This window comes from Xanthobacter sp. 126 (assembly GCF_000526175.1).
GTDB lineage: Bacteria > Pseudomonadota > Alphaproteobacteria > Rhizobiales > Xanthobacteraceae > Xanthobacter > Xanthobacter aminoxidans.
This window is the reverse complement of record NZ_JAFO01000001.1, coordinates 2,121,318-2,147,463: the sequence shown is the minus strand read 5'-3', so window position 1 is coordinate 2,147,463 and position 26,146 is coordinate 2,121,318. Positions and strand designations below refer to the sequence as shown.

Below are 26,146 nucleotides of genomic sequence, written 5' to 3'. Positions count from 1 at the left end.
CGGCGAGAGACGGGAGCCCGTCATGGCCGCCGATACGCCTGCCCCCTCCCCCGTCCTTTCCCCTTTCCAGAACCTGCTGCCCTTCGACCCGAATGCCGCGATGTCGGCATTCCAGAAGGGACTTTCACCGGCATTCAACCCACAGTTCGGCATGGGTTCAGGTGCGAGTCAGGCCGGACCTCTCGGCGCCTACCTCGTGGACGCTGCCCAGCGCCAGGTCCTCTTCCTCGACCTCCTCCGCCGGAGGGGGAACGAGCAGCACGATATGACCTCACGCCCCATGGCGACGGTGCTCTCCTTCGACCATGAGGTGCTGGTGAGCGGGCGGGCGCTGCCGCGGCCCATCAACTACTCCCTGTCCCGCATCGTCCCGCCCGCCGGAGTGGTGGTGGACCCGCGGAAGCGGCCGGTGGTGGTGGTGGACCCGCGCGCCGGGCAGGGGCCGGGCATCGGCGGGTTCAAGACCGAGAGCGAGATCGGCGAGGCGCTGGCCACCGGCCATCCGGTCTACTTCATCGGCTTCGCCGCCGAGCCGGAGCCGGGGCAGACCTTCCTCGACGTGGTGGAAGGGCAGGTTACCTTCTTCGAGCGCATCCGGCAGATGCATCCGGAGGCCCCGCCCACCTTCGCCATCGGCAATTGCCAGGCGGGCTACCAGACGCTGATGGTGGCGATGCTGCGGCCGGACCTGTTCGGCCCCTGCATGGTGGCGGGCTCGCCCATGTCCTACTGGCAGGGTGTGCACGGCAAGAACCCCATGCGCTATTCCGGCGGCCTGCTCGGCGGCTCGTGGCTGACCAACCTCATCAGCGACCTCGGCGGCGGCAAGTTCGACGGCACTTGGCTGATCCTGAACTTCGACAATCTGAACCCGGCCAACTGGCTGTGGGGCAAGCAGTATGACGTCTGGTCGAAGGTGGACACGGAAGGCCCGCGCTATCTCGAATTCGAGAAGTGGTGGGGCGACTTCATCAAGCTGAACGGCGACGAGATCCAGTTCCTGGTGGACGAGTTCTTCATCGGCGACAAGCTCACCCGCAACGAGGTGCGCTCCACCGACGGCAAGGTGTTCGACCTGCGCAACATCTCCTCGCCGGTCATCGTCTTCACCTCGCAGGGCGACAACATCTCCCCTCCGCCGCAGACGCTGGGCTGGATCCTCGACCTCTACAAGGACGTGGACGACATCCGCGCCGAGGGCCGCACCATCGTCTATTGCATGAACCAGAAGGTCGGCCACCTCGCCATCTTCGTCTCCGCCAAGGTGGGAGCGAAGGAGGACGAGGAGCTGGTGCGCCTCATGGACCTCATCGACTGCCTGCCCCCCGGCCTCTACGAACTGGTGATCGAGCCGGCGTCGGAGGAGCAGGTGAAGGCCGGCGGCCCGGCGTGGCATTCGCGCTTCGAGCTGCGCTCGCTGGACGACATCCGCGCCTATGGCCGCAACAGCGTGGAGGACGATCGCGCCTTCGCCGCCGCGCGGCGGGTGTCGGAGATCAACCACTCGCTCTACCGCACCTTCCTCCAGCCCGTCGTGAAGGCGATGGCGACGCCGCAGCTTGCGGATGCGCTGTTCCGCTTCAATCCGCTGCGGCTCTCTTACTCCCTGTTCACGGATACCAACCCGCTGATGAAGGGGGTGGAGAAGCTCGCCGCCGACGTCACCGCGGCCCGCAAGCCGGCGGACGCCACCAATCCCTTCCTCACCGCGCAGAATTTCTGGTCCGACCAGATCAACGCCGCCCTCGACGGCTGGAGGGATGTGCGCGACCGGGCGGTGGAGCAGTCCTTCTTCGCGGTCTACGGCTCGCCGGTGCTGCACGGTTTTCTAGGCCTGAACCTCGACGGGAAGGTGCGCGAGCTGCCGGCCAACAGCCCGCAGAAGGAAGCCTTCCGCGATCGCAAGATCGCCGAGTTCCGCGCCCGCGTGGCCGAAGGCGGGTTCAACGAGGCGCTGGTGCGCGCCTCCCTCTACGTGCTCTCGGTGACGCGCGCCATGGACGAGTCCGCCGCGCGCTCGCTCAACGAGGCGCGCCAGAAGCTGATGCAGCTCTCTCTGCCCGAGTTCAAGACGCTGGTGCGCGACCAGTTCTACATCCTGCTCCTGGAACGGGAGACGGCGGTGGAGGCCATCGCTCATCTGGTCACGGACTCTGCCCAGCGGCAGGAGCTGGTGAACACGGTGGCGGGCGTCGCCACGGCGGATGGCGCCTATACGCCCGGCGAGCGGGTGCTGGTGGAGCGCCTTGCCGACATTCTCGGCGTCTCGGCGCCAAAGAACGTGGCGCTGGCGGCGGTGAACACCACGCCGGCCCCCGTTTCCGGCCAGAGCCTCCCCGCAGCCGTCTGAGCCGGGAAGACGGGCGCGGCGCATCCCCCGCGCCGCGCCCGCGCTTCCTCTGCCCCGTCTTCCCTGCCTGCGACGCGCCCGAGGAGGCCTGTCCGTGCCCACCATCGCCAATCGTCTGTTCGAGGACATCAAGGCGGGCGACCGCGCGTCCGCCATCCGCACCATCCGCACGCCAGACCTGCGCGCCTGGGGCGCGGCCTTCGGCGATGCCGGCATCATCGCCGGCGCCGGGGCGGGTCAGGCGGATGCCGGCCTTGCCGCCTCCCTGTTCGCCGCTCTGGTGGGCACCGCCCTGCCCGGCCCCGGCGCAATCATCCGCGCCTCCAGCGTGAGCATCGCCGCGCCGCTGCCCGCTGACGTGCCGCTCACCGTCTCCCTTGCCGTCCGCGAGACGAACGCGGCGGACCGCACGCTCGGCCTCGACGGCGAGATCGCCGCGCCGTCCGGCACCATCGTCGCCACTGCCGCCATCACCGTGACCGCGCCCGACAAAGCCATCAGCGTCAGCGTGCCCGAGCACCGGCTGGAGGCGCTGCTGGAGCGCTGCAAGGGGCTCGATCCCCTGCCCACCGGCGTCGTGCACCCCCTGAGCCTCGATGCCCTGTCCGGCGCGCTTGATGCGGCAGCTGCCGGGCTCATCAAGCCGGTGCTGTTCGGGCCGGAGGCGGACATCCGCCGCATCGCCGCATCCGGCGGCCTCGATCTTTCCGGCGCGCGTATCGTCTCCACCACAAGCGAGGAGGAGTCCGCCGCCAAGGCCGCCGCCGCGGCCGGGGCGGGCGAGGTTGGGGCGCTCATGAAGGGCAGCCTCCATACCGACGTGCTGCTCCATGCGGTCATGGCGAAGGAGGCGGGGCTGCGCACCGGCCGGCTGCTCAGCCATTGCGCCATCATGTCCGTCCCCACCTATGCCCGCCGCGTGCTGGTGACGGATGTGGCGCTCAACATCGCGCCCGACACCGACCAGAAGCGCGACATCTGCCAGAACGCCATCGGCCTCGCGAAGGCGCTGGGCATCGAGACGCCGAAGGTGGCGGTGCTGGCGGCGGTGGAGATGGTGCACACCAAGATGCCCGCCACCCTCGATGGCGCCATCCTCTCCAAGATGGCCGACCGGGGCCAGATCGCCGGCGGCATCGTGGACGGACCGCTCGATCTCGACGCGGCGGTGGATGCCGAGGCGGCGAAGGTGAAGCACATCACCTCGCCCGTCGCCGGCATGGCGGACGTGCTGCTGGTGCCCAACATCGAGGCCGGCAACATGGTCTACAAGAATCTCGGCTTCATGGCCGATGCCCAGTCCGCCGGCCTGGTGGTCGGCGCGCGCGTGCCGGTGATGCTGACGAGCCGCGCCGACAGCGCGGAGGCGCGGCGCTTCTCCGCCGCCGCGGCGATGATCTACGCCGACGCGCTCAAGCGCATGCCCGACGCCATCCTTCCCCATACCGCCGACTGAGCGAGGCTGCCATGACCGACGCCGTTCTGGTCGTCAATTCCGGCTCCACCAGCCTCAAGTTCGGCGCCTATGCGACGTCGAACGTTAAAGACCCGCCGCTGCTCTGCCGGGGCGGCGTCGACAGCATGGCGGGTGATCCGCACTTCATTGCCAAGGAACCGGACGGCAAGCCCATCGACGCCCACGAATGGGGTTCCGGCCATGCCCTGAGCCACAAGGAGGCGCTGGGCTACATCGTGACGTGGCTGGAGCAGCACGAGGCCAACATCAAGGTGGTGGCGGCCGGCCACCGCGTGGTGCTCGGCGGCACCCGCTTCGCGGGCCCGGCGAAGATCACGCCCGAGGTGCTGGACTATCTCGACGGCCTGTCCGCCATGGAGCCCTCGCACCAGCCGTTCAACGTGCGCGGCGCGCGGGCCATCGCCGAGGCCTTCCCCGGTTTGCCGCAGGTGGCGGTGTTCGACACCTCCTTCCACCGCACCATGCCGGAGGTGGCGCAGATCTACGCCTTGCCCAAGGCGGTGCGCGACACCGGCGTGCGGCACTGGGGCTATCACGGCATCTCCTACGATTATATCAGCCGGCAGGTGCCCAAGATCGCGCCCGGCGCGCGGCGGGTCATCGCCGCCCATCTCGGCGGCGGCGCCTCGGTCTGCGCGATGCTGGACGGCAAGAGCGTCGAGACCTCCATGGCGTTCGCCGGCCTCACCGGCCTGCCCATGGCCACCCGCTCCGGCGACGTGCCGGCCGACGTGATCTTCTATCTGCTGCGCTCCGCCGGCTACACGGCCGAGGCGCTGGAAAAGCTGCTCTACGGCCAGTCCGGCCTGCTCGGCCTCTCCGGCGACAGCGCCGACATGCGGGTGCTGCAGGACAGCGCGGCGGCCGACGACAGGCTGGCCGTGGACTATTTCGTCTATAGCCTCGTGAAGTTCATCGGCGCCTATGCGGCGGTGCTGGGCGGGCTCGATGCGCTCGTCTTCACCGCCGGCATCGGCGAGAACTCGGCCAAGGTGCGCGCCGCGGTGCTGGAGCGCCTTTCCACCCTCGGCCTCTCCCTCGATCCGGCGGCCAATGCCGCCAACGGACCGCGCATCACCACGGCGGACAGCGCCGTCGCGGCCTTCGTGATCCCCACCAACGAAGAACTGATGATCGCCCAGCACACGCTGGCGCTCACCCGTTCCGCCTGACCGGGAGAAGTCCAATGGCACAGAGCGCAGCCCTCGCCGCCGCAGCTCCCACCGAGGCCCCCGCCGCGAAGCCGGCGGCGGCCTCATCCTCCGGCGCCGTCCGGCTGGATGCGGCGGCCATCGCCGCCAAGTTCACCGAACTCGGCGCCTCCCCCAAGGGCCTCACCGCCGCCGAGGCGGCCGAACGGCAGGCGAAATACGGCCCCAACGCCATCGTCGCCCATGAGGACAGCCGGTGGGAGAAGCTGGTCGGCTATTTCTGGGGGCCGATCCCCTGGATGATCGAGGCGGCGGCGCTGCTCTCCCTCATCCGCCAGGACTGGCCCGACTTCATCGTGGTCATGGGCCTGCTCATCTACAACGCCATCGTCGGCTTCTGGCAGGACAGCAAGGCCGCGAGCGCGCTGGCCGCGCTGAAGAAGGGCCTCGCGCTGAAGGCCCGCGTGCTGCGCGACAACAAGTGGATGACGGTGGACACCGCCGCCCTCGTGCCCGGCGACGTGGTGAGCGTCGCCGGCGGCGAGACGCTGCCCGCCGACCTGCTCCTCATCGAGGGCAAGTATCTCTCGGTCGATCAGGCGGCGCTGACCGGCGAGTCGCTCCCGGTCTCCAAGGCGGTGGGCGACAGCGGCTATTCCGGCTCCATCGTGCGGCAGGGCACCATGACGGCCCTCGTGACCGCCACCGGCAACGCCACCTTCTTCGGCCGCACGGCGAAGCTCGTGGCCTCGGCCGGCGCCAAGTCGCACGCGGAAAAGGCGGTCATCCAGATGGGTGACTTCCTCATCATCCTCTCCGCCGCGCTGGCGCTGGTGCTGGTGGTGGCGCAGGTGCACCGCGACATCATCGCCGACGGGCATTGGGAATGGCAGCACGCCGGCGCCATCGTGCAGATCGTGCTGGTGCTGCTGGTGGCCTCCGTGCCGGTGGCGACGCCGGCGGTCATGTCCGTGACCATGGCGCTGGGGGCGCTGGCGCTCTCCAAGCAGCAGGCCATCGTCTCCCGCCTCTCGGCCATCGAGGAACTGGCCGGCGTGGACGTGCTGTGCTCCGACAAGACCGGCACGCTGACGCTGAACCAGCTCACCCTCCAGACGCCCATCCCGTGGGGCAAGGCGGCGCCCGAAGATCTCATCCTCGGCGCCGCGCTCGCCTCCCAGCGCCAGAGCGACGACGCCATCGACAAGGCGGTGATCGCCGCTGTGAAGGACCCGAAGGTGCTCGACGGCTACAAGAGCGTGGACTTCACGCCCTTCGATCCCGTCAGCAAGAAGACCGTGGCGAGCGTCGCCGGCCCGGGCGGCAAGACCGTGCATTTCGCCAAGGGCGCGCCGCAGGCCATCGCCGCCCAGTGCGGCCTCTCGGAGGCCGATGCGAAGGGCTATTTCGACGCGGTGGAAACCCTCGCCCGCAGCGGCACCCGGGCGCTCGGCGTCGCCCGCTCCGACGACGGCGAGACGTGGACGCTGCTCGGCCTCCTGCCCATGCTCGACCCGCCCCGGCCCGATGCGGCGGAGACCATCGCCAAGGCCAAGGCGCTCGGCGTCTCCGTGAAGATGGTGACGGGCGACGATGTGGCCATCGGCGGCGAGATTTCCCGCCAGCTCGGCCTCGGCGATCATCTCCTCGTGGCGAGCGACGTGTTCGGCCAGGATTCCGGCCCCGAGCACATCGCCATCGACGCCGCCCGCGCGGTGGAGGTGGCGGACGGCTTCGGCCGCGTCTTCCCCGAGCACAAGTTCCAGATCGTGAAGGCCTTGCAGGAGCGCGGCCACATCGTCGCCATGACCGGCGACGGCGTGAACGACGCCCCCGCGTTGAAGCAGGCCGATTGCGGCGTCGCGGTTTCCGGCGCCACGGACGCGGCCCGCAGCGCCGCGGCGCTCATCCTCACCGCGCCGGGGCTCTCCACCATCATCAACGCCATCATGGAGGCGCGGGCGATCTTCGAGCGGATCACCAGCTACATCTACTACCGCATCGCCATGACGCTGAACATCATGCTGGTGGTGGTGCTGGTTTATCTCGTCTACGACTTCATGCCGCTCACCGCGATCATGATCGTTGTCATGGCTCTGCTTGACGACATCCCGATCATGACCATCGCCTATGACAACGTGAAGGTTCAGGACTCCCCGGTGCGCTGGAACATGCAGCGCATCCTCTCCTTCTCCACCATCATGGGCATCATGGCGCTGGTGCAGAGCTTCGGCATCGTCATGCTCGGCATGTTCTGGATGAAGAGCCCGGAACTCATGGCGCGCCTGCCCATGGACCTCTCCCACATCCAGACCATGCTGTTCCTGCAATTGTGCGCCGGCGGGCACCTGCTGTTCTTCGTCTCGCGGGTGCAGGGCACGCTGTTCCGCCCGCCCTATCCCAGCCTGCCCGTGCTGGCGGCGGTGATGGGCACGCAGGTGTTCGCCATCTTCATGTGCGCCTTCGGCTGGTTCATGCCGGCTCTGCCGTGGCTGCTCATCGGCGTGGTCTGGGCCTACTGCCTCGTGTGGACGCTGGTGATGGACCTCGTGAAGGTCATCTACTTCCGCTTCGTGAATGCGCGGGAGCGGCGCCAGAGCATGATCGACGCCTCCATCGGCCCGGTCGTTCCGGGCTGAGGAGCGGCACGCCCCGGTAGCGGCGGTGCTCCCTCTCCCCTTGCGGGAGAGGGCTGGGGTGAGGGGTATAGCTCCGGCGGAACCGGAGCCGGGACAATTGGATAGGCTTGCCCCCTCACCCCCGGCCCCTCTCCCGCAAGGGGAGAGGGGAGGCATGTGCAAGCGGTTAGCCCCATTCACCGTCATCGCCCGGCTTGTCCGGGCGATCCACGGTCAGTCCGGGGCGGGTCTTCCGGCATCGCGCGAGCGGATGGGTGGATCGCCCGGACAAGCCGGGCGATCCACCCCAAGGAACGTGAGGCGGATGTCCCGGCACGCACCAGACCTGCCCCCTCTCCCCTTGCGGGAGAGGGTTGGGGTGAGGGGTATGCCTCCGGCGGAACCGGCATCTGGGACTAACGGGTGGGCCCGCCCCCCTCACCCCCGGCCCCTCTCCCGCAAGGGGAGAGGGGAGATGGGCCGCACCACGCCTGCCCCTGCGGCGCGGTTGCGTCGTCGGCGTGCGGCGAGGATGCTGCGGGCGCGGGGGAGACCTTCGCGCCTGTTTGCGTCACGACACCCGGACTGCCTTCGACGATGACACGCCTCCTCCCCGCCCTCCTCCTCGCCCTTCTCCCGGCCGCCGCCCACGCCAATGACGACGTGCTGAAGCGCACCGCCACCGGCGCGGAGCAGGTGCTGCAGACGGTGGATTACGCCAACACGCGCTTCTCCCCGCTCAGGCAGATCGACGCCGGCAATGTCGGCCGCCTCCAGGTAGCGTGGACCTTCTCCACCGGGGTGCTGCGTGGGCACGAGGGCGCGCCGCTGGTGGTGGGGGACGTGATGTATGTCCACACCCCCTTCCCCAACGTGGTCTACGCCCTCGATCTCAAGAACGAAGGCCGCATCCTGTGGAAATACGAGCCGCGCCAGAAGAAGGACGTGGCCGCGGTGATGTGCTGCGATCTCGTCAATCGCGGCCTCGCTTATGCGGATGGCCTCGTCTTCCTGCATCAGGCCGACACCACCATCGTGGCGCTCGATGCGAAGACCGGGGCGAAGCGCTGGTCTGTGGCCAACGGCGATCCGGCGCTCGGCGCCTCCAACACCGCCACCGTGATGCCGGTGAAGGACAAGCTCATCGTCGGCATCTCCGGCGCCGAGGCGGGCGTGCGCGGGCACCTCTCCGCCTATGACCTGAAAGACGGCCACCTCGTCTGGCGCGCCTACAGCACAGGGCCGGACAAGGACATGCTGTTCGATCCGGAAAGGACCACCGAGCTGGGCAAGCCCGTGGGCCGCGACTCGTCCCTCAAGAGCTGGTCCGGCGACCAGTGGAAGATCGGCGGCGGCGCCACCTGGGGCTGGTTCGCCTACGATCCCAAGCTCAACCTCGTCTATTACGGCACCGCCAACCCGGCCACCTGGAACCCCACCCAGCGGCCGGGGGACAACAAATGGTCCGACACCATCATTGCCCGCGACGCGGACACCGGCGTCGCCCGCTGGGTCTACCAGATGACCCCCCACGACGAGTGGGACTATGACGGCGTCAACGAGATGATCCTGAGCGAGCAGGAGGTGGACGGGAAATCCACGCCGCTCCTCACCCATTTCGACCGCAACGGCTTCGCCTATACGTTGAACCGCGAGACCGGTGCGCTCATCCGCGCGGGGAAATACGAGACCACCGCCAACTGGGCCACCGGCATCGATCTTGATCCCGCAAGCCCTGCCTATGGCCGCCCGAAGCGCGACCCCGCCTTCTCCACCGAGCGGGAGGGCGAGGATGTCACCTACACCGGCATCTGCCCCTCATCGCTCGGCGCCAAGAACCAGCAGCCCGCGGCCTTCTCGCCGCAGACGCGGCTGTTCTACGTGCCCGTCACCCGCATGTGCATGGATTACGAGCCGTTCCACGTGGATTACGTGCCGGGCCAGCCCTATGTGGGCGCCACCCTCGCCATGCACCCCGCTCCGGGCACCGAGGCCGGCACCGGCGCCTTCATCGCGTGGGATGCGCTGAAAGGCGAGGCGGTCTGGTCGAAGCCGGAGCTGTTCTCCGTCTGGTCGGGGGCGCTGGCGACGGCGGGCGGCATCGTCTTCTACGGCACGCTGGAAGGCTGGCTGAAGGCGGTGGATGCCAAGACGGGCCGGGAGCTTTACCGCTTCAAGACCCCCTCCGGCATCGTCGGCAACGTCACCACCTTCCTCTCCGGCGGCCGGCAATATGTGGCTGTGCTCTCCGGCGTCGGCGGCTGGGCCGGCATCGGCCTCGCCGCCGGCCTCAGCGACCCCGGCGACGGCTCGGGCGCCAACGAGGCCTATGCGGCGCTGAACCAGTATACGGCGCTGGGCGGTCAGCTCACGGTGTTCGCCCTGCCCAAGGGGGAATGAGGGGGAGGCGCTTCTCCCCTCTCCCCTTGCGGGAGAGGGGCCGGAGGTGAGGGGTGGGGCTGTGTCCACGCACCAGATCGCAGTCTTTGCGGCGCGATACCCCTCACCCCAGCCCTCTCCCGCGAGGGGAGAGGGAGTTCCGCCGGCACGCTGTACAGGGGGCAGCCCTCTAAGGGGCGTCAGGGCGGCGCCGGAATGCGAAAGCGCTCCCTCCCTCTGAACCGCCGTCATGCCCGGCCTTGTGCCGGGCCGAGGAGACGATGCCGCGGGAGGTGCCCCCGGCCGATCCACGTGGATGGCGGGAACCCGCATGTTTGCTGGTTCCGTTCTCTGAGGGCGGAAGTCGGCAACAGCCGACTTCCGGGACAAGCCCGGCCATGACGGAGAGGATGGGAATGACGATGAGCGCGGAATGACGGCCCGCGCGTGCCCCCTACTGTGCCGCCGGCGGAACGCGGCTCAGGCGGGTGGCCAGGGTGTCCCCGCGCGGCACGAGCCGGGCGATGGGGTCGCTCTTCAGGCGGGCGAAGAGGAGGTGGTCCTCCCACGTCCCGTTGATGCACAGATATTCCCGGGAATAGCCCTCGCGGGTGAAGCCGCAGCTTTCAAGCAGGCGGATGGAGGCCTGGTTGTGGGGCATGCAGGCTGCCTCTACCCGGCGCAGGTGGAGCACGTCGTGCGCCACCGGCAGCAGCGCCGTCACCGCCGCCCGCATGTAGCCCTGCCCGGCATAGGGCGCGCCCATCCAGTAGCCGAGGCTCGCCGCCTGGCAGACGCCACGCCGCACGTTGGAGAGGGTGAGGCCACCGACGAGTTCGTCGTCCGCGCGGCGGAAGATGAAGAGCGGATAGGCCTCGTCCGTCACCATGTCGCGGGCGTAGCGCCGCAAGCGCCGGCGGAACGCGCCGCGGGTGAGATCATCGGCCGGCCACAGGGGCTCCCAGGGCGTGAGGAAGCCGCGGCTGATGTCGCGCAGGGTCCGCCACGCCACGAAGTCCTTCATCTGCGGCACGCGCAGATAGACGCCCTTGCCCTCGATGGTGGGGAGGGGCTCGGCGGGGAAGGGAAAGAGTGCGGACAGCCACATCACGTTGCGCCCGAGCCAAACTCCGTTGCCGGCGCAGCCGGTTAGTGACCCCCAAGACGCTGCACCACCCGTGCAGCCGGTTCAAGCCCGCCCTTCGGCCCGATGACGCTGAGCGTCGGCCGGCCGCGGCCGATGAGGCGGGACGCCGCGGCGCGCACCGCCGCCACATCCACCGCCTCCACCCGGGCGACGATCTCCTCCACCGGGATCACCCGGCCGAAGCCGAGGATCTGCCGGGCGAGCTGGTCGGCGCGGGCGCCGGAGCTTTCCAGCGCGGCGAGCAGCCCCACCTTCATCTGCGCCTTGGCGCGCGCCACCTCCAGCTCGGTCACGGTCTCGGCCGTGTCGAAGATCTGGTCCACCACCGCGTGGGAGAGTTCCTCCACGTCGCCGGTGTCGGTGCCGGCATAGATGCCGAACAGGCCGGTGTCCTGATAGCTCCAGTGGAAGGCGTAGATGGAGTAGCAGAGCCCCCGCTCCTCCCGCACGTCCTGGAACAGGCGGGAGGACATGCCGCCGCCCAGCACGTTCGAGAGCACCTGAAGGGCGTGGTAGTCCGCATCCTTGTAGGAGCAGCCCTCCAGCCCCATCAGCACGTGCACCTGCTCGAGGTCGCGCGCGGTCAGCCGCGTGCCGCCGGCGTAGGTGGCGGGCGACAGCTCGGGCGCGACGCCGTTGCCGACGCCGGACAGGCGGGCGGCGGCCTCGTCCACGAGGCGGTCATGCTCCACCGCGCCGGCGGCGGAGACCACCATGCGCGGGCCGCGATAGGTACGGCCGAGATAGGCGCCGAGCTGGTCGCGGCTGAAGCCGCGCACCGTCTCCGGCGTGCCGAGGATGGAGCGGCCAACGCTCTGGCCGGGGAAGGCCTGCTCTTGGAACAGGTCGAACACCAGGTCGTCGGGGGTGTCCATGACCGCGCCGATCTCCTGCACGATCACGTTCTTCTCCCGCTCCAGCTCGTCGGGGGCGAAGGCCGGCTCGGTGAGGATGTCGGCGAGGATGTCGATGCCGAGGCCCACGTCCTCGCCCAGCACGCGGACGTTGTAGGTGGTCTGCTCGACCGAGGTCGCGGCATTGATGTCGCCGCCCACCTGCTCGATCTCCTCGGCGATGCGCCGGGCGGAGCGGCGGCGCGTGCCCTTGAAGGCCATGTGCTCCAGAAGGTGCGAGATGCCGTGCTCGTCGCCCATCTCGTGCCGCGCGCCGGCGCCCACCCAGATGCCCAGCGAGGCGGTGCCGAGATGGCTCATCTCGTCGGTGATGACGGTGATGCCGTTGTCGAGGGTCGAGATCTTCACGCTCATGCCGCGGCGCCCCGGCCGACGCGGGCATGGGTGCGGATGAAGGTCTCGATGGCCACGAGGTCGTTGGGCAGCACGCTCACGCTCTCCTTGCGGGTCAGAAGGTCCGCCATGTGCGGCGGCAAACCGGGCCGATGGCCGGTGGCGGCCTCCACCGCATCGGGGAATTTGGCGGGATGGGCGGTGGAGAGCACCACCTGCGGCACCTTGGCCGCGTGCTCCACCTTGTCCGCCACCGCCAGCGCGACGGCGGTGTGCGGGTCGGCCAGATAGCCGGCGGACTGGTAGAGCTTGGCGATGGTGTTCGCCGTCTCCGGCTCGTCGGCGCGGCCGGCGGAGAAATCGCTGCAGATGGCGGCCAGCGCCTCGCGCGGCACGGTGAAGGCGCCGGACTGGCCGAGCGAGGCCATGAGCTGGCGCACCGCACCGCTGTCCCGGTCCAGCGCCTCGAACAGCAAGCGCTCGAAATTCGACGACACCTGGATGTCCATGGAGGGCGAGGAGGAGGGATGCACCCCCTTCACCTCATAGCGCCCCGTCTCCAGCGTGCGGGCCAGGATGTCGTTGACGTTGGTGGCGATGGAGAGGTCGCGGATGGGCAGGCCCATGCGCTTGGCCACGTAGCCGGCAAAGATGTCGCCGAAATTGCCGGTGGGCACCACGAACGACACCTCGCGGTGCGGCGCGCCCAGTGCGGTGGCGGCATAGAAATAATAGACCACCTGGGCGACGATGCGCGCCCAGTTGATGGAGTTCACGCCCGCCAGCGCGAGGGAATCGCGGAAGGCGTGGTGGTTGAACATGGCCTTCACATGGGCCTGGCAATCGTCGAACGTGCCTTCCACGGCGATGGCGTGGACGTTGTGCGCGTTCACGGTGGTCATCTGCCGGCGCTGCACCTCGGACACCCGCTTGTGCGGGTAGAGGATGAACACGTCCACCGCGTCCGAATGGCGGAACGCCTCGATGGCCGCGCTGCCGGTATCGCCCGAGGTGGCGCCGACGATGGTGGCACGGGCGCCGCGGGCGGCGAGCACATGGTCCATCATGCGGGCGAGCAACTGCATCGCCACGTCCTTGAAGGCCAAAGTCGGGCCGTGGAACAGCTCCAGCAGGAAGCGGTTGGGGCCGATCTGCGTCAGCGGCGTCACCGCCGGATGGCGGAAGGAGGCATAGGCGTCGGCGATCATCAGGTCGAGCACGCGCTCGGGCAGCGCATCGCCGACGAAGGGGGAAATCACCGCCTTGGCCACCGCCGGATAGGGTTTTCCCGCCAGCGCGGCGATCTCATCCGCGCTCAGGGTGGGGAACGCCTCCGGCACATAGAGGCCGCCGTCGCGCGCCAGACCAGCCAGCAGCGCATCGGAAAACGACAGGACAGGAGCTTCGCCCCGGGTGGAAACGTAACGCACGGGCCCTCGACAGGTCTTGAGAGGCCCAAAGCGGGCCTCCCGCCAAACTAACCGCAAGCGCGCTCGCGGGAAAGGCGGGGTGGCGAGGGGTGTGAATGGAGGTGTCGTCTGCGGCACCAAGCCGGGGCGGCAGTGGGACGTCCTGCGCACGACCATACAGACCGTCATGCCTGGCTTGTCCGCGCGATGAGGGAGCGGTTCTCCCCTCTCCCCTCGCGGGAGAGGGGCCGGGGGTGAGGGGGGAAGGGCCTGTCCGTTTGTACCGGCGTCTGCGCGTGCGGGGTGATACCCCTCACCCAGGCCCCCTCTCCCGCAAGGGAAGAGGGGGCTTGGCCGGTCTAGGGGGAGGCGGGCTGATGCCGATGAACGTTGTCATCGCCCGGCTCGTCCCAGCCTTCCCCATGGATTGGCCGGGTATCAGTCTTGAGCCATCGTCCCATCGGTAAAACGTGGGTGCTCGGAACCCGCGTGTTCGCGGGTTCCGTTCTCGGGGGCGGACGTCCGCAACAGCCGACGTCCGGGACAAGCCCGGGCATGACGGCGGTGAGGAAGCGCGACCGCGCCCCCTCCCCTCAGCTCTTCTCGCGCACGTAGCGGCCGGGGGCATCTTCGATGGGGGTGAAGTGGCCGCCGCCGATGGGGCGGGCGGGCACGTCCTCGGGATAATAGCTGGAGAACCAGGTCAGCCAGTCCGGCCACCAGGAGCCCTTGTGCTCCTGCGCGCCCTGGAGCCACAGGTCGTAGCTCGGCCCGGTGGGGCCGTCGGCCCAGTACTGGTACTTCATCTTGGCCGGCGGATTGACCACGCCGGCGATGTGGCCGGAGCCGGCGAGCACGTAGCGCACCGGGCCGGAGAGCATGTTGGCGCCGATGAACACCGAATTGGGCGGGGCGATATGGTCTTCCCGCGTCGCCAGCGAATAGACCGGCACGTTCACCTTGGTCATGTCGATGCGCACGCCGGACAGCTCGGCGAGGCCGCGGGCGATGTTGTTGGTGAGATAGCAGTTGCGCAGGTAATAGGAGTGGTTCGCCGCCGGCATCCGGGTGGAATCGGCGTTCCAGAACAGAAGATCGAACGGGAACGGCGCCTTACCCTTCATGTAGTTGTTCACCACATAGGGCCAGATCAGATCGTTCGAGCGCAGCATGTTGAAGGCCGAGGCCATCTTGCTGCCTTCCAGATATCCCGTCTGCTTCATCTTCCGTTCGATGGAGGCGAGCTGCTCCTCGTCCACGAACACCTTCAGATCGCCCGCATGGGTGAAGTCGATCTGGGTGGTGAGGAAGGTGGCGGAGGCGATGCGGTCGTCACCCGTCGCGGCCATGTAGGCGAGCGTGGTGGCGAGCAGCGTGCCGCCGACGCAATAGCCCATGGCGTGGGCCTGCCGCTCGCCGGTGGCGACGGCCACCTTGTCGAGGGCGGTCATGATGCCCTCGCGCATGTAATCGTCAAAGCCCTTCTCGGCGAGGCGGGCATCGGGATTGACCCAGGAGATGACGAAGACGCTGATGCCCTGGTCCACCAGCCAGCGGATGAAGGACTTCTCCGCCGTCAGGTCGAGAATGTAGAACTTGTTGATCCACGGCGGCACGATGAGCAGCGGCATCTTCTTCACGCTGCCGGTCGTGGCCTCGTACTGGATGAGCTGCATCAGATCGTTTTCGTAGATCACCTTGCCCGGCGTGGTGGCCAGGTTCCGGCCCACCTCGAAGGCGCTCATGTCCGTCTGGCGGATCTTGAGCGAGCCGTTGCCGGCAACGAGGTCGCGCGTGAGGTTCTTCATGCCGTTCACGAGATTCTCGCCGGACGACGAGAAGGTCTCGCGGATCAGCTCCGGATTGGTCATCACGAAGTTGGAAGGCGAGATGGCGTTCGTCACCTGCTTCACCAGGAAGCCGGCCTTGTGCTTGGTGTGGGCGTCGAGGCCCTCTGCCTGCTCCACCATCTCCTCGGCCCAGCGGGTGGTGACGAGATAGGCCTGCTTGAGCGCGTCGAAAATGGGGCTTTCGCGCCAGCCCTCGTCCTTGAAGCGGGCGTCCTTGGCGTCCGGCGCGGTCACCGGCTCCACCTTCTCGCCGCCGAGGCGCTTGAGGGTGTTGGTCCACACCGAGAGATAGCCGGTCATGAGGCGCGTCTGCGCCTCCAGCGAGCGCTGGGGATCGGTCATCCAGTATTCGGCGACCTGGCCCACGGTCTTGAGGGCGTCGGAGATCTCGTCGGCGAGATCATCGGTCTTGGCCTGGGTGCGCGGGCCGAGATAGGCGGCGAGCGCCTTGCTGCCCTCGTCCACCATCTGCGCCAGATTCTGGGAGAAGGCCTCGATGTCGAGGCCGGAGCGGGCGCCTTCGCCCTTGCCGTCGCCGCCCTTGCCGTCAGCCCTGGACCCGGCACCGGCCTTCGGCGCGTCCGCCCTGGCCGCAGGGGGCGCCGATTCGGGCGCGGGATTCGGGGGGGTCTGGGCCGCGGGGGGGACGACGCTGAGATGCGCGGGGCCACCCGCCGCAACCGGCGATTCCACCGACATCATGGGGGCGGCGGATACGTTCGGCGTTTCCTCAACACGGGACATGCGCGTTTCCTCTCGCGGGTCTTGCTCGCGGGCCGTTACGAAACGTAGCCCATCTTTATCGCTGCCTGCGCTTCCTTCATACTCTAGAGTGTGAAAGTGACAGGATCGAGCCTCGCGGCCACGCCGCAGGCGCCCTTAGACACCCCTCCTTGGTCGAGTCTGCGGTATGCCCGCACGGCACCGGCCCCTCAGGAGGTATCTCGCCCCGGTATCGTCACCGCCGGGACCGGGAGCCATCCGGAACGGACAATGGACCTTTTCTCCCCGACGGCGCGAGGCCGTGCCGTCCCGACGCTGCGCGCCGCGCTTCTCCTCGCGCTCGTCGCGAGCCTCTCCGCCTGCGCCGGCTCGAGCATTCCGGGCCTCGCGCCGCCGCAGACCTCGGTGCCCGAGGTGGACGCCACCCACTTCCCCACGCTGGGCGCCCCACCCGCCGAGCGCCGAGACCCGCTCACCACCGAGCAGCAGCAGAAGCTGCAGCGCGACCTTGAGCGCCTCGCCCGCCAGCAGCAGGCCAAGCAGGTGCCGCAGGCGCAGTGAACCGCGCGCGGCGCCTGCGGGCGTTTCGCGTCATTGTGCGGTGCGATATGGCGGCCACCGCCCCATCGCCACCGCAATCAAGGCTTTTTCATTCACCGAACAGTGCTACAAAGCCCGACTGCCGCGCCGGGAGACAACATGCGCGGCCTCTGGAGCCATTGAGATGACGACCGATTTCCACCGCATTCGCCGGCTGCCGCCCTACGTGTTCGAGCAAGTGAACCGTGTGAAGGCCGCCGCCCGCAATGCCGGGGTGGACATCGTCGACCTCGGCATGGGCAACCCGGACCTCGACGCGCCGGCGCATGTCTATGAGAAGCTGAAAGAGACCATCGGCAAGCCGCGCACCGACCGCTATTCCGCCTCCAAGGGCATCCCCGGCCTGCGCAAGGCGCAGGCGGCCTATTACGAGCGGCGATTCGGCGTGAAGCTGGACCCCGACCGGCAGGTCGTCGCCACGCTGGGCTCCAAGGAAGGCTTCGCCAACATGGCGCAGGCCATCACCGCCCCCGGCGACGTGATCCTGACCCCCAATCCCTCCTACCCCATCCACGCCTTCGGCTTCCTGATGGCCGGCGGCGTCATCCGCTCGGTTCCGGCCGAGCCGGGGCCGGAGTTCTTCCACGCCATGGAGCGGGCGGTCCAGCACTCCATCCCCAAGCCCATCGCGGTGGTGCTGTGCTATCCCTCGAACCCCACGGCCTGCGTGGCGGACCTCGAGTTCTACAAGGACGTGGTGGCCTTCGCGAAGAAGAACGACCTGATCGTTCTCTCCGACCTCGCCTATGCCGAGCTCTATTTCGACGGCAACCCGCCCCCCTCGGTACTGCAGGTGCCGGGAGCCATGGACGTGGCGGTGGAGTTCACCTCCATGTCCAAGACCTATTCCATGGCCGGCTGGCGCATGGGCTTCGCCGTGGGCAACGAGCGGCTCATCGCCGCGCTCTCGCGGGTGAAGTCCTATCTCGACTACGGCGCCTATACCCCCATCCAGGTGGCGGCCACCGCGGCGCTCAACGGCCCGCAGGAGTGCATCGCCGAGATGCGCGAGACCTACAAGAAGCGCCGCGACGCCCTCGTGGAGAGCTTCGGCCGCGCCGGCTGGAACATCCCCGTGCCCCGCGCCACCATGTTCGCGTGGTCGCCCATTCCGGAGCCCTTCCGGGCCATGGGCTCCGTGGAATTCGCCAAGCTCCTCATCGAAAAGGCGGAGGTGGCGGTGTCGCCGGGCGTCGGCTTCGGCGAGCATGGCGACGAATACGTCCGCATCGCCGTGGTGGAGAACGAGCAGCGCATCCGCCAGGCGGCGCGCAACGTCCGCCGCTTCTTCGAGCAGGCCGGTACCACGCTGCACAACGTGGTTCCGCTCAGCGCCGCGCGCTGAGCCGACGCCCCCGCCCCTCTGACACCGGGGCCGAACGGGTTGGCGATCGAGCATTGACCGGTTCCGGCGACAGCCGGAACCTCGCGCCGGGCGGGCTGTGGTATGACGCCAGCCGAGGACAGGAACCGGACTGACAGATGAGCGATTTGAAAGTGGGCCTCGCCGGCCTCGGCACCGTCGGGGCCGCGGTCTTCCGCATGCTCGAGCACCGCGCCGGCGAGCTTGAGGCGCGCACCGGTCGCACCGTGAAGGTGACGGCGGTGGCCGCCCGCGACCGCAGCCGCGACCGCGGCCTCGATCTCTCAAGCGTGGCCTGGTTCGAGGATCCGGTGGCGCTCGCCCGCGACGGCGACATCGACGTTTTCGTGGAGCTGATGGGCGGCGACGGCGACCCGGCCAAGGCGGCCGTGGCGGCCGCGCTGGACCGTGGAATTCCCGTCGTCACCGCCAACAAGGCGCTGCTCGCCAAGTGCGGCGTGGAGCTCGCCCGCCGGGCCGAGGCCTCCGGCGCGGGCCTGCATTTCGAGGCGGCCGTGGCGGGCGGCATCCCCATCGTGAAGACGCTGCGCGAGGCGCTCGCCGGCAACGCCATCGAGCGCGTGTCGGGCATCCTCAACGGCACCTGCAACTACATCCTCACCCGCATGGCGGACGAGAAGCTGTCCTTCCACGTCTGCCTCACCGAGGCGCAGCGGCTCGGCTATGCGGAGGCGGACCCGACCTTCGACATCGACGGCTTCGACACCGCCCACAAGCTCGCCATCCTCACCTCTCTGGCCTTCGGCACGCAGGTGGATGCGGACGCCATCTATGTGGAGGGCATCCGCCAGCTCACCCTCGCCGACCTCGAGGCGGCGGACGATCTCGGCTACCGGGTGAAGCTGCTCGGCGTGGCGGTGAAGACCGACACCGGCATCGAGCAGCGGGTGCATCCCACCATGGTGCCGAAGCACTGGCCCATCGCCCAGGTCTCCGGCGTCACCAATGCGGTGGCGGTGGACGGCGATGCGGTGACGCTGACGCTGGTCGGCCCCGGCGCCGGCGGCGATGCCACCGCCTCGGCGGTGGTGGGCGACCTGTTCGACGTTGCGCGCGGTGCCAGGGGCTATGCCTTCGGCCTGCCGGTGGACCGCCTCGCCAAGGCGGAGCGCGCCGCCATGCAGCGCCACGAGGGCGGCTACTACATCCGCCTCGCCGTGGTGAACAAGCCGGGCACCGCCGCCACCATCACCCGCCGCATGGCGGACGAGCAGATCTCGCTGGAATCCATCGTCCAGCGGCAACCGGGCGGCGCGATGCCGTCCGATACGGCGCATGTGATTCTCATCACCTATGCCACGACCGAGGCCGCCGTGCGCCGCGCCATCGCCGCCATCGAGGCGGACGGCGTGGTTGCCTCCCTGCCCCAGGTCATCCGGATCGAGAAGGACTGATCCGGAGCGCGGCAACAGAACCAGAAGGACCGACGTCATGAGCGGTGCCCGGACCCAGAGGACGCCTGAGAAGTCTGCCCAGCGAGCCGAGCAGGTGCTCGACCGCCGCCTCGCCCTCGACATGGCCCAGGCCATGGAACGCTGCGCCGTCGCCGCCGCCCGCCTGCGCGGACACGGCGACGAGCAGGCCGCCGACATCGCCGCCATGACCGTCTGCCACCGCGAGGTGAACGAGATCCCGGTCTCCGGCACCCTGGTGATCGGCGAAGGCATCGAGGGCGATTGCGACCAGCTGTTCGTCGGCGAGAAGCTGGGGCGCGGCGGGGCCGAGGTGGACCTTGCGGTGGACGCGCTGGAAGGCACCACGCTCTGCGCCAAGAACATGGAGGGCTCGCTCTGCGTGCTCGTGCTCGCCGAGCATGACACGCTGCTGAAGATGCCGCCCTGCTACATGGAGAAGATCGCCATCGGGCCGGGCTATCCGGAAGGCATCGTCTCCCTCTCCCAGAGCCCGCAGGACAACATCCGCGCTTTGGCCGAGGCCAAGGGCGTGCCCCCGTCCGACGTCACCGCTCTCATCCTCGACCGGCCGCGCCATGCCGGCCTGATCGACGCCGTACGCAAGACCGGCGCGGCCATCAAGCTCATCACCGACGGTGACGTGGCGGGCGTGGTGCACACCGCCAACCCGCACGAGAGCGGCATCGACATCTATCTCGGCCTCGGCGGCGCCGCCGAGGGCGTGCTGGCCGCCGCCGCGCTGCGCTGCATCGGCGGGCAGATGGAGGGCCGTCTCGTGCTCGACACCGAGAAGAAGCGCGCCCAGGCCAAGGCGCTGGGCATCACCGACTTCTCCAAGGTCTACAAGCTGGACGAAATGGTGCGCGGCGACTGCCTATTCGCCGCAACCGGCGTCACGGACGGCGCGCTGCTGAAGGGCGTGCGCTTCGGCCGGGACGTGATCCTCACCGACACCATCGTGATGCGCGCCGCCACCGGCACCGTGCGCCGCATCGCCACCGAGCACCGCGACTTCTCCAAGTTCCGTCTCGCGTGAGCGGGGCGGCGGGGCTCACCCCGCCCCTTTGCTCGTCCGGCGCCAGCCCCCTCACCCGTCTCGCGGCGTCGCCGCGATCCACCCTCTCCCGCAAGGGGAGAGGGGTTTCCCTATCCTCCCTCCCCTCTCCCCTTGCGGGAGAGGGGCCGGGGGTGAGGGGTATTCCGGGCGCAAGACCCGCGCTGCTTTCGCGGCACCATCCCCATCCCCCACGAGGGAAGAAGGGAAATTGGCCCGAAAGCGGAACGGCCATGCGCACCCCTGTCTTTTCCCTGACGTGGGATTGGGTGTAAGCACCTTCGCCCCGTTCGTCGGCTGCGGCCGTGCGACGGGAGACCCCTCGGGAGAGCAAGATGTCTGACGCAAAGGCAAGGATCGCGGTATTGGGCGCCTCGGGCTACACCGGCTCCGAGCTGGTGCGCCTGCTGCTGCGCCATCCGCGCGTCGAGATCGTCGCGCTCACCGCGGACCGCAAGGCAGGCCAGTCCATGGCCGACGTGTTCCCCCAGTTCGCGCCCTTCGCGCTGCCCAAGCTCGTGACCATCGACGAGGTGGATTTCACCGCCGTGGACGTGGTGTTCTGCGCCCTGCCGCACGCCACCACCCAGCTCGTCATAAAGAAAGTCTTCGACGCGGCGCCCAACGTGAAGGTGGTGGACCTTTCCGCCGACTTCCGCCTGTCCGATCCCGGCGCCTACGAGGAATGGTACGGCCATCCCCACCAGGCGCTCGACCTGCAGAAGGAGGCGGCCTACGGCATCGCCGAGATCTATCGCGACGAGATCCGCAAGGCGCGCCTCGTCGCCAATCCCGGCTGCCATTCCTCCACCGCCATCCTGCCCATCGTGCCGCTGCTGGAAGCCGGCGCACTGGAGCCGGAGAGCATCGTGGTCGATTCCAAGACCGGCATGTCCGGCGCCGGGCGCTCGGCCAAGGAGGCAATGCTGTTCTCCGAGGTGTCGGAGGGCATCCACGCCTATGCGGTCGCCGGCCATCGCCACATGGGCGAGCTGGACCAGGAATTCTCCAAGGCCGCCGGCCGGCCGGTGAGGCCCATGTTCGTGCCGGTGCTATCGCCCATGAACCGGGGCATCTACGCCACCATCTATGTGCGCACCACCGGCGCCACCGCCGAGGACCTGCACCGCATCCTGACCGACTTCTACAAGGGCGCGGCCTTCGTCCACGTCCTGCCCTTCGGCCAGGTGCCCCAGTCGCGCCATGTGCGCGGGTCCAACATGGTGTTCCTGGGCGTGGTGGCCGACCGCGTGCCCGGCCGGGCTGTCATCATCTCCACGCTGGACAACCTCGTGAAGGGCGCGTCCGGCTCGGCGGTGCAGAACATGAACCTCGTCATGGGCTTCCCCGAGACCGAGGGGCTGGAGCAGATCGCGCTGATGCCGTGATCCCGACCTGACGCGAAAAGGCCGCGCCCTCATCAGGCGCGGCCTTTTTGTATCTGCGATCCAAGTCCCGCGGATCAGCCGCGGACCACCTCGACCGGGCCATGGTCGTCGCAATGGCCGCCGTGCGGGTGGTGCAGGTGGCCGTCCACCAGATAGTCGACATGGTCGCCGTGGGGCACCGCCTCATGGCCGCAGCCGGGGCCGTGGACATGGCCGGGCTCGTGGCCCGCGCAGGTGTGGTTGGGGGTGCAGCGGTCGGGATTGGTCTCGCTCACCGCGATGACGTGCTCATCCACATGGTCGCCGTGCATGTGGTGCAGGTGGCCGTCGTGGAGATAGTCCACGTGCCCCTCGTGGCGGATGGCGGTGTGGCCGCAGCCGGGGCCGTGCTGGTGGTCGTGGTTCGGGTGGATCTTGCAGGTCCCGGACATGGCTTGCTCCTCGCTTCAACGGTTCTCGGCTTCAATGATTCTCGCAGGCGTGCTCCACCGCGCTCGCCACGAGGGCGAGCACATGGTCGTCCGCCAGGTGATAGAGGATCGACTTGCCCTCGCGCCGCCGCCCAACGAGGCGCGCGGCGTGAAGCACCTTCAGCCGCACCGACACCGTCGAGAGCTTCTCCCCCTGGGCCTCCGCCAGCTCCGTCACCGAAGCCTCGCGACCGGCCAGCAGGATCAGCAGCCGCAGGCGCTGAGGATCGGCCAACGCGGAGAACATCCCCGCCGCCTCATCCACCTGCCGGCCCGTGAGCGAACGCTGCGCGTCGAAACTCATGTGAACACTCTATCAATCGCTGAAGTGTTAAAGTCAAGAGGTATCCGGGACCTTTTCGACTCGGCCCAGGCTTCATCGTGCGCCTTCTGCCGGTTACCGCAAGGTCCGTCAGGTCCCCATACCAATGGACAAGCTGTGTCCGGTCGCGGGCCGCACTAGTGTCCGGCCCGATCGCATTCTTACCTCCGCCGGATTCGTCCCATGAGCTTTGTCGTCTGCCTTGCGGCGCTCTTCTTCCTGATGCTCGTGGCCTATCGGGGCTTCAGCGTCATCCTGTTCGCCCCCGTCGCCGCCATCGGCGCGGTGCTGCTCACCGATCCGGCCGCGGTGCCGGTCGTCTTTTCCGGACTTTTCATGGAAAAGATGGTGGGCTTCATCAAGCTCTACTTCCCGGTGTTCCTGCTGGGCGCCGTCTTCGGCAAGCTCATCGAGCTGTCGGGCTTTTCCCGCTCCATCGTCGCCTCGGTGGTGAAGCTTTTGGGGCCGGGCCGCGCCATCCTGTCCATCGTGCTGGTGGGCGCCCTGCTGACCTACGGCGGCGTCTCCCTGTTCGTGGTGGTGTTCGCCGTCTATCCCTTCGGTGCGGAAATGTTCCGCCAGGTGGGCATTCCCAAGCGGCTCCTGCCGGCGGTGGTGGCGCTCGGGGCGTTCTCCTTCACCATGGACACGCTGCCCGGCACGCCGCAGATCCAGAACATCATCCCCACCACCTTCTTCCACACCACCGCTTATGCCGCGCCCATCCTGGGCCTCGTCGGAACCGCTTTCATCCTCGCGGTGGGATTGTCCTACCTCGAGTTCCGCCGCCGCCAGGCGGCGAAGGCCGGCGAGGGCTACGGCACCGGCCACCTCAACGAGGTGGTGGTGGACGAGACCGTGCCGCTCGTCTCGCCGATTCTTGCCTTGCTGCCGCTGGTCGTGGTGGGCATCGCCAACCTGATCTTCGCCCGCCTCATCCCGCAGTGGTTCGACGCCACCGCGACCGCCACGCTGGTTCCGGGCGCGGCCCCCGTCAGCGTGCCGACCAGCACCTGGGCGGCGATCTGGGCCGTGGAAGCCGCGCTGCTTCTCGGCATTTTCACGGTCGCGGTGTTCGGCTTCAAATCCATCGCCGGCAAGTTCTCCACCGGCTCCAAGGATGCCGTGTCGGGCGCGCTGCTCGCGGGCCTCAACACCGCCACCGAGTACGGCTTCGGCGCGGTCATCGCGGCGCTGCCCGGCTTCCTTCTCATCAAGTCGGCGCTGTCGGCCATCCCCAATCCGCTGGTCAACGAGGCCATCACCGTGACCACGCTGGCCGGCATCACCGGCTCGGCCTCGGGCGGCCTGTCCATCGCGCTCGCGGCCATGTCGGAGCAGTTCATCGCCCAGGCCAATGCGGCCGGCATCCCCATGGAGGTGCTGCACCGCGTCGCCTCCATGGCCTCCGGCGGCATGGACACGCTGCCCCACAACGGCGCCGTCATCACCCTGCTCGCCGTGACCGGCCTGAGCCACCGGCAGGCCTATGGCGACATCTTCGCCATCACGCTGGTGAAGACCGCCGCGGTGTTCTTCGTGATCGGCTTCTATTATCTCACCGGGCTCTATTGAGCGGGTGCAGCGTCGCGCACAGATCGCGGCGCTACATGGGCTGGCAGTGAGGCCGACCCGGCGGATGCCGGGGCGGCGTCAAGCCATTGCAGTGCAACAATTCTTATGAATTCCGAAGCTGGTGCTCGGCCGTAGGGCGCATTACTGTCCCGCTTGAGGACTCCCCTACCTGCGCCGGATTGACAGCCATGAGCTTCGTCGTCTGCCTCGCCGCGCTCTTCTTCCTGATGCTCGTGGCCTATCGCGGCTTCAGCGTCATCCTGTTCGCCCCCGTCGCCGCCATCGGCGCGGTGCTGCTGACCGATCCGGCCGCGGTGCCGGTGATCTTTTCCGGCCTGTTCATGGAAAAGATGGTGGGCTTCATCAAGCTCTACTTCCCGGTGTTCCTGCTGGGCGCCATCTTCGGCAAGCTCATCGAACTCGCCGGCTTCTCGCGCTCCATCGTCTCGGCGGTGGTGAACCTGCTGGGGCCGAGGCGCGCCATCGTCTCCATCGTGCTGGTGGGCGCAGTGCTCACCTATGGCGGCGTCTCGCTGTTCGTGGTGGTGTTCGCGCTCTATCCGTTCGGCGCGGAGATGTTCCGGCAGGTCGGCATCCCCAAGCGCCTCCTGCCGGCGGTGATCGCGCTCGGTGCCTTCTCCTTCACGGCGGATACGCTGCCGGGCACGCCGCAGTTGCAGAACATCATCCCCACCGCCTTCTTCGGCACCACGGCCTATGCGGCGCCCATCCTCGGCATCATCGGCTCCATCTTCATCTTCGTGGTGGGCATCTCCTACCTGGAATTCCGCCGGATGCAGGCCCACCGCGCCGGCGAAGGCTATGGCACCGGCCACCTCAACGAGAGCCTGCCGGACGACGGCGTCCCGCCCGTGCCGCCGCTGCTCGCCGTGCTGCCGCTGGTGGTGGTGGGCCTCGCCAACCTGTTCTTCGCCTGGCACATCCCCGGCTGGTTCGGGCCGCAGGCGAGCGCCACGCTGGTGGAGGGCGGCCCGGCGGTGAGCGTTGAGACCCACGTCTGGGCCGGCATCTGGGCGGTGGAGGCCGCGCTCCTGCTCGGCATCCTCACGGTGGTGGCGTCCGGCTACCGGGCCATCGCCAGCCATTTCGCGGGCGGCTCGAAGGAAGCGGTGAGCGGGGCGCTCCTCGCCGGCCTGAACACGGCGACGGAATATGGCTTCGGCGCGGTCATCGCGGCGCTGCCGGGCTTCCTCGTCATCAAGGCGGCGCTCACCTCCATCCCCAATCCCCTCATCAACGAGGCGATCACGGTGACGACGCTGGCCGGCATCACCGGCTCCGCCTCGGGCGGGCTCTCCATCGCCCTCGGGGCCATGGCGCAGCAATTCATCGCCGAAGCGCAGGCCTATGGCATCCCGCTGGAGGTGATGCACCGCGTCGCCTCCATGGCCGCCGGCGGCATGGACACGCTGCCGCACAACGGCGCCGTCATCACCCTCCTCACCGTGACGGGGCTGACGCATCGTCAGTCCTACGGCGACATTTTCGCCGTCACCATCATCAAGACCACCGCTGCCTTCGTCGTGATCGGCTTCTATTATTTGACCGGCCTCTATTGAGCAGGTG

At 68.6% G+C, this 26,146-nt stretch carries 18 protein-coding genes; 12 read left to right on the top strand and 6 right to left on the bottom strand.

Annotated elements, in window-relative coordinates:
- Positions 1-22 precede the first annotated feature (22 nt).
- The 5 genes from XAN126_RS0110245 to XAN126_RS0110225 all read left to right on the top strand — a co-directional run bounded on the left by XAN126_RS0110245 (position 23) and on the right by XAN126_RS0110225 (position 9,996).
- A complete protein-coding gene (locus tag XAN126_RS0110245) occupies positions 23-2,350 on the top strand; it encodes a DUF3141 domain-containing protein (RefSeq protein WP_024278503.1) in 2,328 nt (775 codons plus the stop codon).
- Positions 2,351-2,444: 94 nt separating this feature from the next.
- Complete coding sequence (locus tag XAN126_RS0110240; protein ID WP_024278502.1) at positions 2,445-3,806, top strand: bifunctional enoyl-CoA hydratase/phosphate acetyltransferase; 1,362 nt, start codon at positions 2,445-2,447, stop codon at positions 3,804-3,806.
- Between the two features lie 11 nt (positions 3,807-3,817).
- Positions 3,818-4,999: an acetate/propionate family kinase gene (locus tag XAN126_RS0110235; RefSeq protein WP_024278501.1), complete on the top strand. Its 1,182-nt coding sequence runs from the start codon at positions 3,818-3,820 to the stop codon at positions 4,997-4,999.
- Positions 5,000-5,013: 14 nt separating this feature from the next.
- Positions 5,014-7,617, top strand: coding sequence for a plasma-membrane proton-efflux P-type ATPase (locus XAN126_RS0110230; RefSeq protein WP_024278500.1), 2,604 nt, complete (start codon positions 5,014-5,016; stop codon positions 7,615-7,617).
- Between the two features lie 576 nt (positions 7,618-8,193).
- Positions 8,194-9,996 (top strand): methanol/ethanol family PQQ-dependent dehydrogenase, encoded by a 1,803-nt coding sequence (locus tag XAN126_RS0110225; protein WP_024278499.1) that lies wholly within the window; start codon positions 8,194-8,196, stop codon positions 9,994-9,996.
- Positions 9,997-10,429: 433 nt separating this feature from the next.
- Here XAN126_RS0110225 and XAN126_RS0110220 read toward each other — a convergent pair whose 3' ends face one another.
- From XAN126_RS0110220 to phaC, 4 genes are all read right to left on the bottom strand, one after another.
- Positions 10,430-11,083 (bottom strand): GNAT family protein, encoded by a 654-nt coding sequence (locus XAN126_RS0110220; protein WP_038225120.1) that lies wholly within the window; start codon positions 11,081-11,083, stop codon positions 10,430-10,432.
- A 41-nt stretch (positions 11,084-11,124) separates the two neighbouring features.
- The gene (locus XAN126_RS0110215) at positions 11,125-12,390 is read right to left on the bottom strand and encodes a pitrilysin family protein (RefSeq protein ID WP_024278497.1); all 1,266 of its coding nucleotides are present in this window, start codon (positions 12,388-12,390) and stop codon (positions 11,125-11,127) included.
- Positions 12,387-13,799: a threonine synthase gene (gene thrC, locus XAN126_RS0110210; protein ID WP_024278496.1), complete on the bottom strand. Its 1,413-nt coding sequence runs from the start codon at positions 13,797-13,799 to the stop codon at positions 12,387-12,389. Before thrC ends, XAN126_RS0110215 begins: the two co-directional genes overlap by 4 nt.
- Positions 13,800-14,371: 572 nt before the next feature.
- Positions 14,372-16,096, bottom strand: a complete 1,725-nt coding sequence (phaC, locus tag XAN126_RS0110205; RefSeq protein ID WP_038226028.1) for a class I poly(R)-hydroxyalkanoic acid synthase — start codon at positions 16,094-16,096, stop codon at positions 14,372-14,374.
- A 525-nt stretch (positions 16,097-16,621) separates the two neighbouring features.
- Here phaC and XAN126_RS0110200 point away from each other — a divergent pair.
- The 5 genes from XAN126_RS0110200 (at position 16,622) to argC (ending at position 22,192) form a co-directional block, all read left to right on the top strand.
- Positions 16,622-16,912, top strand: coding sequence for a hypothetical protein (locus tag XAN126_RS0110200; protein WP_024278494.1), 291 nt, complete (start codon positions 16,622-16,624; stop codon positions 16,910-16,912).
- Between the two features lie 163 nt (positions 16,913-17,075).
- Positions 17,076-18,296 (top strand): LL-diaminopimelate aminotransferase, encoded by a 1,221-nt coding sequence (locus XAN126_RS0110195; RefSeq protein WP_024278493.1) that lies wholly within the window; start codon positions 17,076-17,078, stop codon positions 18,294-18,296.
- A gap of 137 nt (positions 18,297-18,433) precedes the next feature.
- Positions 18,434-19,729 carry a homoserine dehydrogenase gene (locus tag XAN126_RS0110190; protein ID WP_024278492.1) on the top strand — a complete coding sequence of 432 codons (1,296 nt, stop codon included), beginning with the start codon at positions 18,434-18,436 and terminating at the stop codon, positions 19,727-19,729.
- 37 nt (positions 19,730-19,766) lie between these two features.
- Positions 19,767-20,786 (top strand): class II fructose-bisphosphatase, encoded by a 1,020-nt coding sequence (gene glpX, locus XAN126_RS0110185; RefSeq protein ID WP_051460576.1) that lies wholly within the window; start codon positions 19,767-19,769, stop codon positions 20,784-20,786.
- 353 nt (positions 20,787-21,139) lie between these two features.
- Positions 21,140-22,192: an N-acetyl-gamma-glutamyl-phosphate reductase gene (argC, locus tag XAN126_RS0110180; RefSeq protein ID WP_024278490.1), complete on the top strand. Its 1,053-nt coding sequence runs from the start codon at positions 21,140-21,142 to the stop codon at positions 22,190-22,192.
- 74 nt (positions 22,193-22,266) lie between these two features.
- On the opposite strand, the gene XAN126_RS28995 is transcribed toward argC, so the two are convergent.
- On the bottom strand, positions 22,267-22,623 hold the full coding sequence (locus XAN126_RS28995; protein ID WP_024278489.1) for a hypothetical protein: 357 nt from the start codon (positions 22,621-22,623) through the stop codon (positions 22,267-22,269).
- A gap of 31 nt (positions 22,624-22,654) precedes the next feature.
- Positions 22,655-22,966, bottom strand: a complete 312-nt coding sequence (locus tag XAN126_RS28990) for a metalloregulator ArsR/SmtB family transcription factor (RefSeq protein WP_169124321.1) — start codon at positions 22,964-22,966, stop codon at positions 22,655-22,657.
- A gap of 201 nt (positions 22,967-23,167) precedes the next feature.
- Here XAN126_RS28990 and XAN126_RS0110165 point away from each other — a divergent pair, with 201 nt between their 5' ends.
- Complete coding sequence (locus XAN126_RS0110165) at positions 23,168-24,559, top strand: GntP family permease (RefSeq protein ID WP_024278487.1); 1,392 nt, start codon at positions 23,168-23,170, stop codon at positions 24,557-24,559.
- Positions 24,560-24,747: 188 nt separating this feature from the next.
- Positions 24,748-26,139 (top strand): GntP family permease, encoded by a 1,392-nt coding sequence (locus XAN126_RS0110160; protein WP_024278486.1) that lies wholly within the window; start codon positions 24,748-24,750, stop codon positions 26,137-26,139.
- Positions 26,140-26,146: the final 7 nt, after the last annotated feature.

Bases quoted from the DNA above. Each gene is read 5' to 3' on its own strand.
- XAN126_RS0110245 (WP_024278503.1), top strand. From the start codon at position 23: ATGGCCGCCGATACGCCTGCCCCCTCCCCCGTCCTTTCCCCTTTCCAG.
- XAN126_RS0110235 (WP_024278501.1), top strand. From the start codon at position 3,818: ATGACCGACGCCGTTCTGGTCGTCAATTCCGGCTCCACCAGCCTCAAG.
- XAN126_RS0110230 (WP_024278500.1), top strand. From the start codon at position 5,014: ATGGCACAGAGCGCAGCCCTCGCCGCCGCAGCTCCCACCGAGGCCCCC.
- XAN126_RS0110225 (WP_024278499.1), top strand. From the start codon at position 8,194: ATGACACGCCTCCTCCCCGCCCTCCTCCTCGCCCTTCTCCCGGCCGCC.
- XAN126_RS0110220 (WP_038225120.1), bottom strand. From the start codon at position 11,083: ATGTGGCTGTCCGCACTCTTTCCCTTCCCCGCCGAGCCCCTCCCCACC.
- XAN126_RS0110215 (WP_024278497.1), bottom strand. From the start codon at position 12,390: ATGAGCGTGAAGATCTCGACCCTCGACAACGGCATCACCGTCATCACC.
- phaC (WP_038226028.1), bottom strand. From the start codon at position 16,096: ATGGTGGACGAGGGCAGCAAGGCGCTCGCCGCCTATCTCGGCCCGCGC.
- XAN126_RS0110200 (WP_024278494.1), top strand. From the start codon at position 16,622: ATGGACCTTTTCTCCCCGACGGCGCGAGGCCGTGCCGTCCCGACGCTG.
- XAN126_RS0110195 (WP_024278493.1), top strand. From the start codon at position 17,076: ATGACGACCGATTTCCACCGCATTCGCCGGCTGCCGCCCTACGTGTTC.
- XAN126_RS0110190 (WP_024278492.1), top strand. From the start codon at position 18,434: ATGAGCGATTTGAAAGTGGGCCTCGCCGGCCTCGGCACCGTCGGGGCC.
- glpX (WP_051460576.1), top strand. From the start codon at position 19,767: ATGAGCGGTGCCCGGACCCAGAGGACGCCTGAGAAGTCTGCCCAGCGA.
- argC (WP_024278490.1), top strand. From the start codon at position 21,140: ATGTCTGACGCAAAGGCAAGGATCGCGGTATTGGGCGCCTCGGGCTAC.
- XAN126_RS28995 (WP_024278489.1), bottom strand. From the start codon at position 22,623: ATGTCCGGGACCTGCAAGATCCACCCGAACCACGACCACCAGCACGGC.
- XAN126_RS28990 (WP_169124321.1), bottom strand. From the start codon at position 22,966: ATGAGTTTCGACGCGCAGCGTTCGCTCACGGGCCGGCAGGTGGATGAG.
- XAN126_RS0110165 (WP_024278487.1), top strand. From the start codon at position 23,168: ATGAGCTTTGTCGTCTGCCTTGCGGCGCTCTTCTTCCTGATGCTCGTG.
- XAN126_RS0110160 (WP_024278486.1), top strand. From the start codon at position 24,748: ATGAGCTTCGTCGTCTGCCTCGCCGCGCTCTTCTTCCTGATGCTCGTG.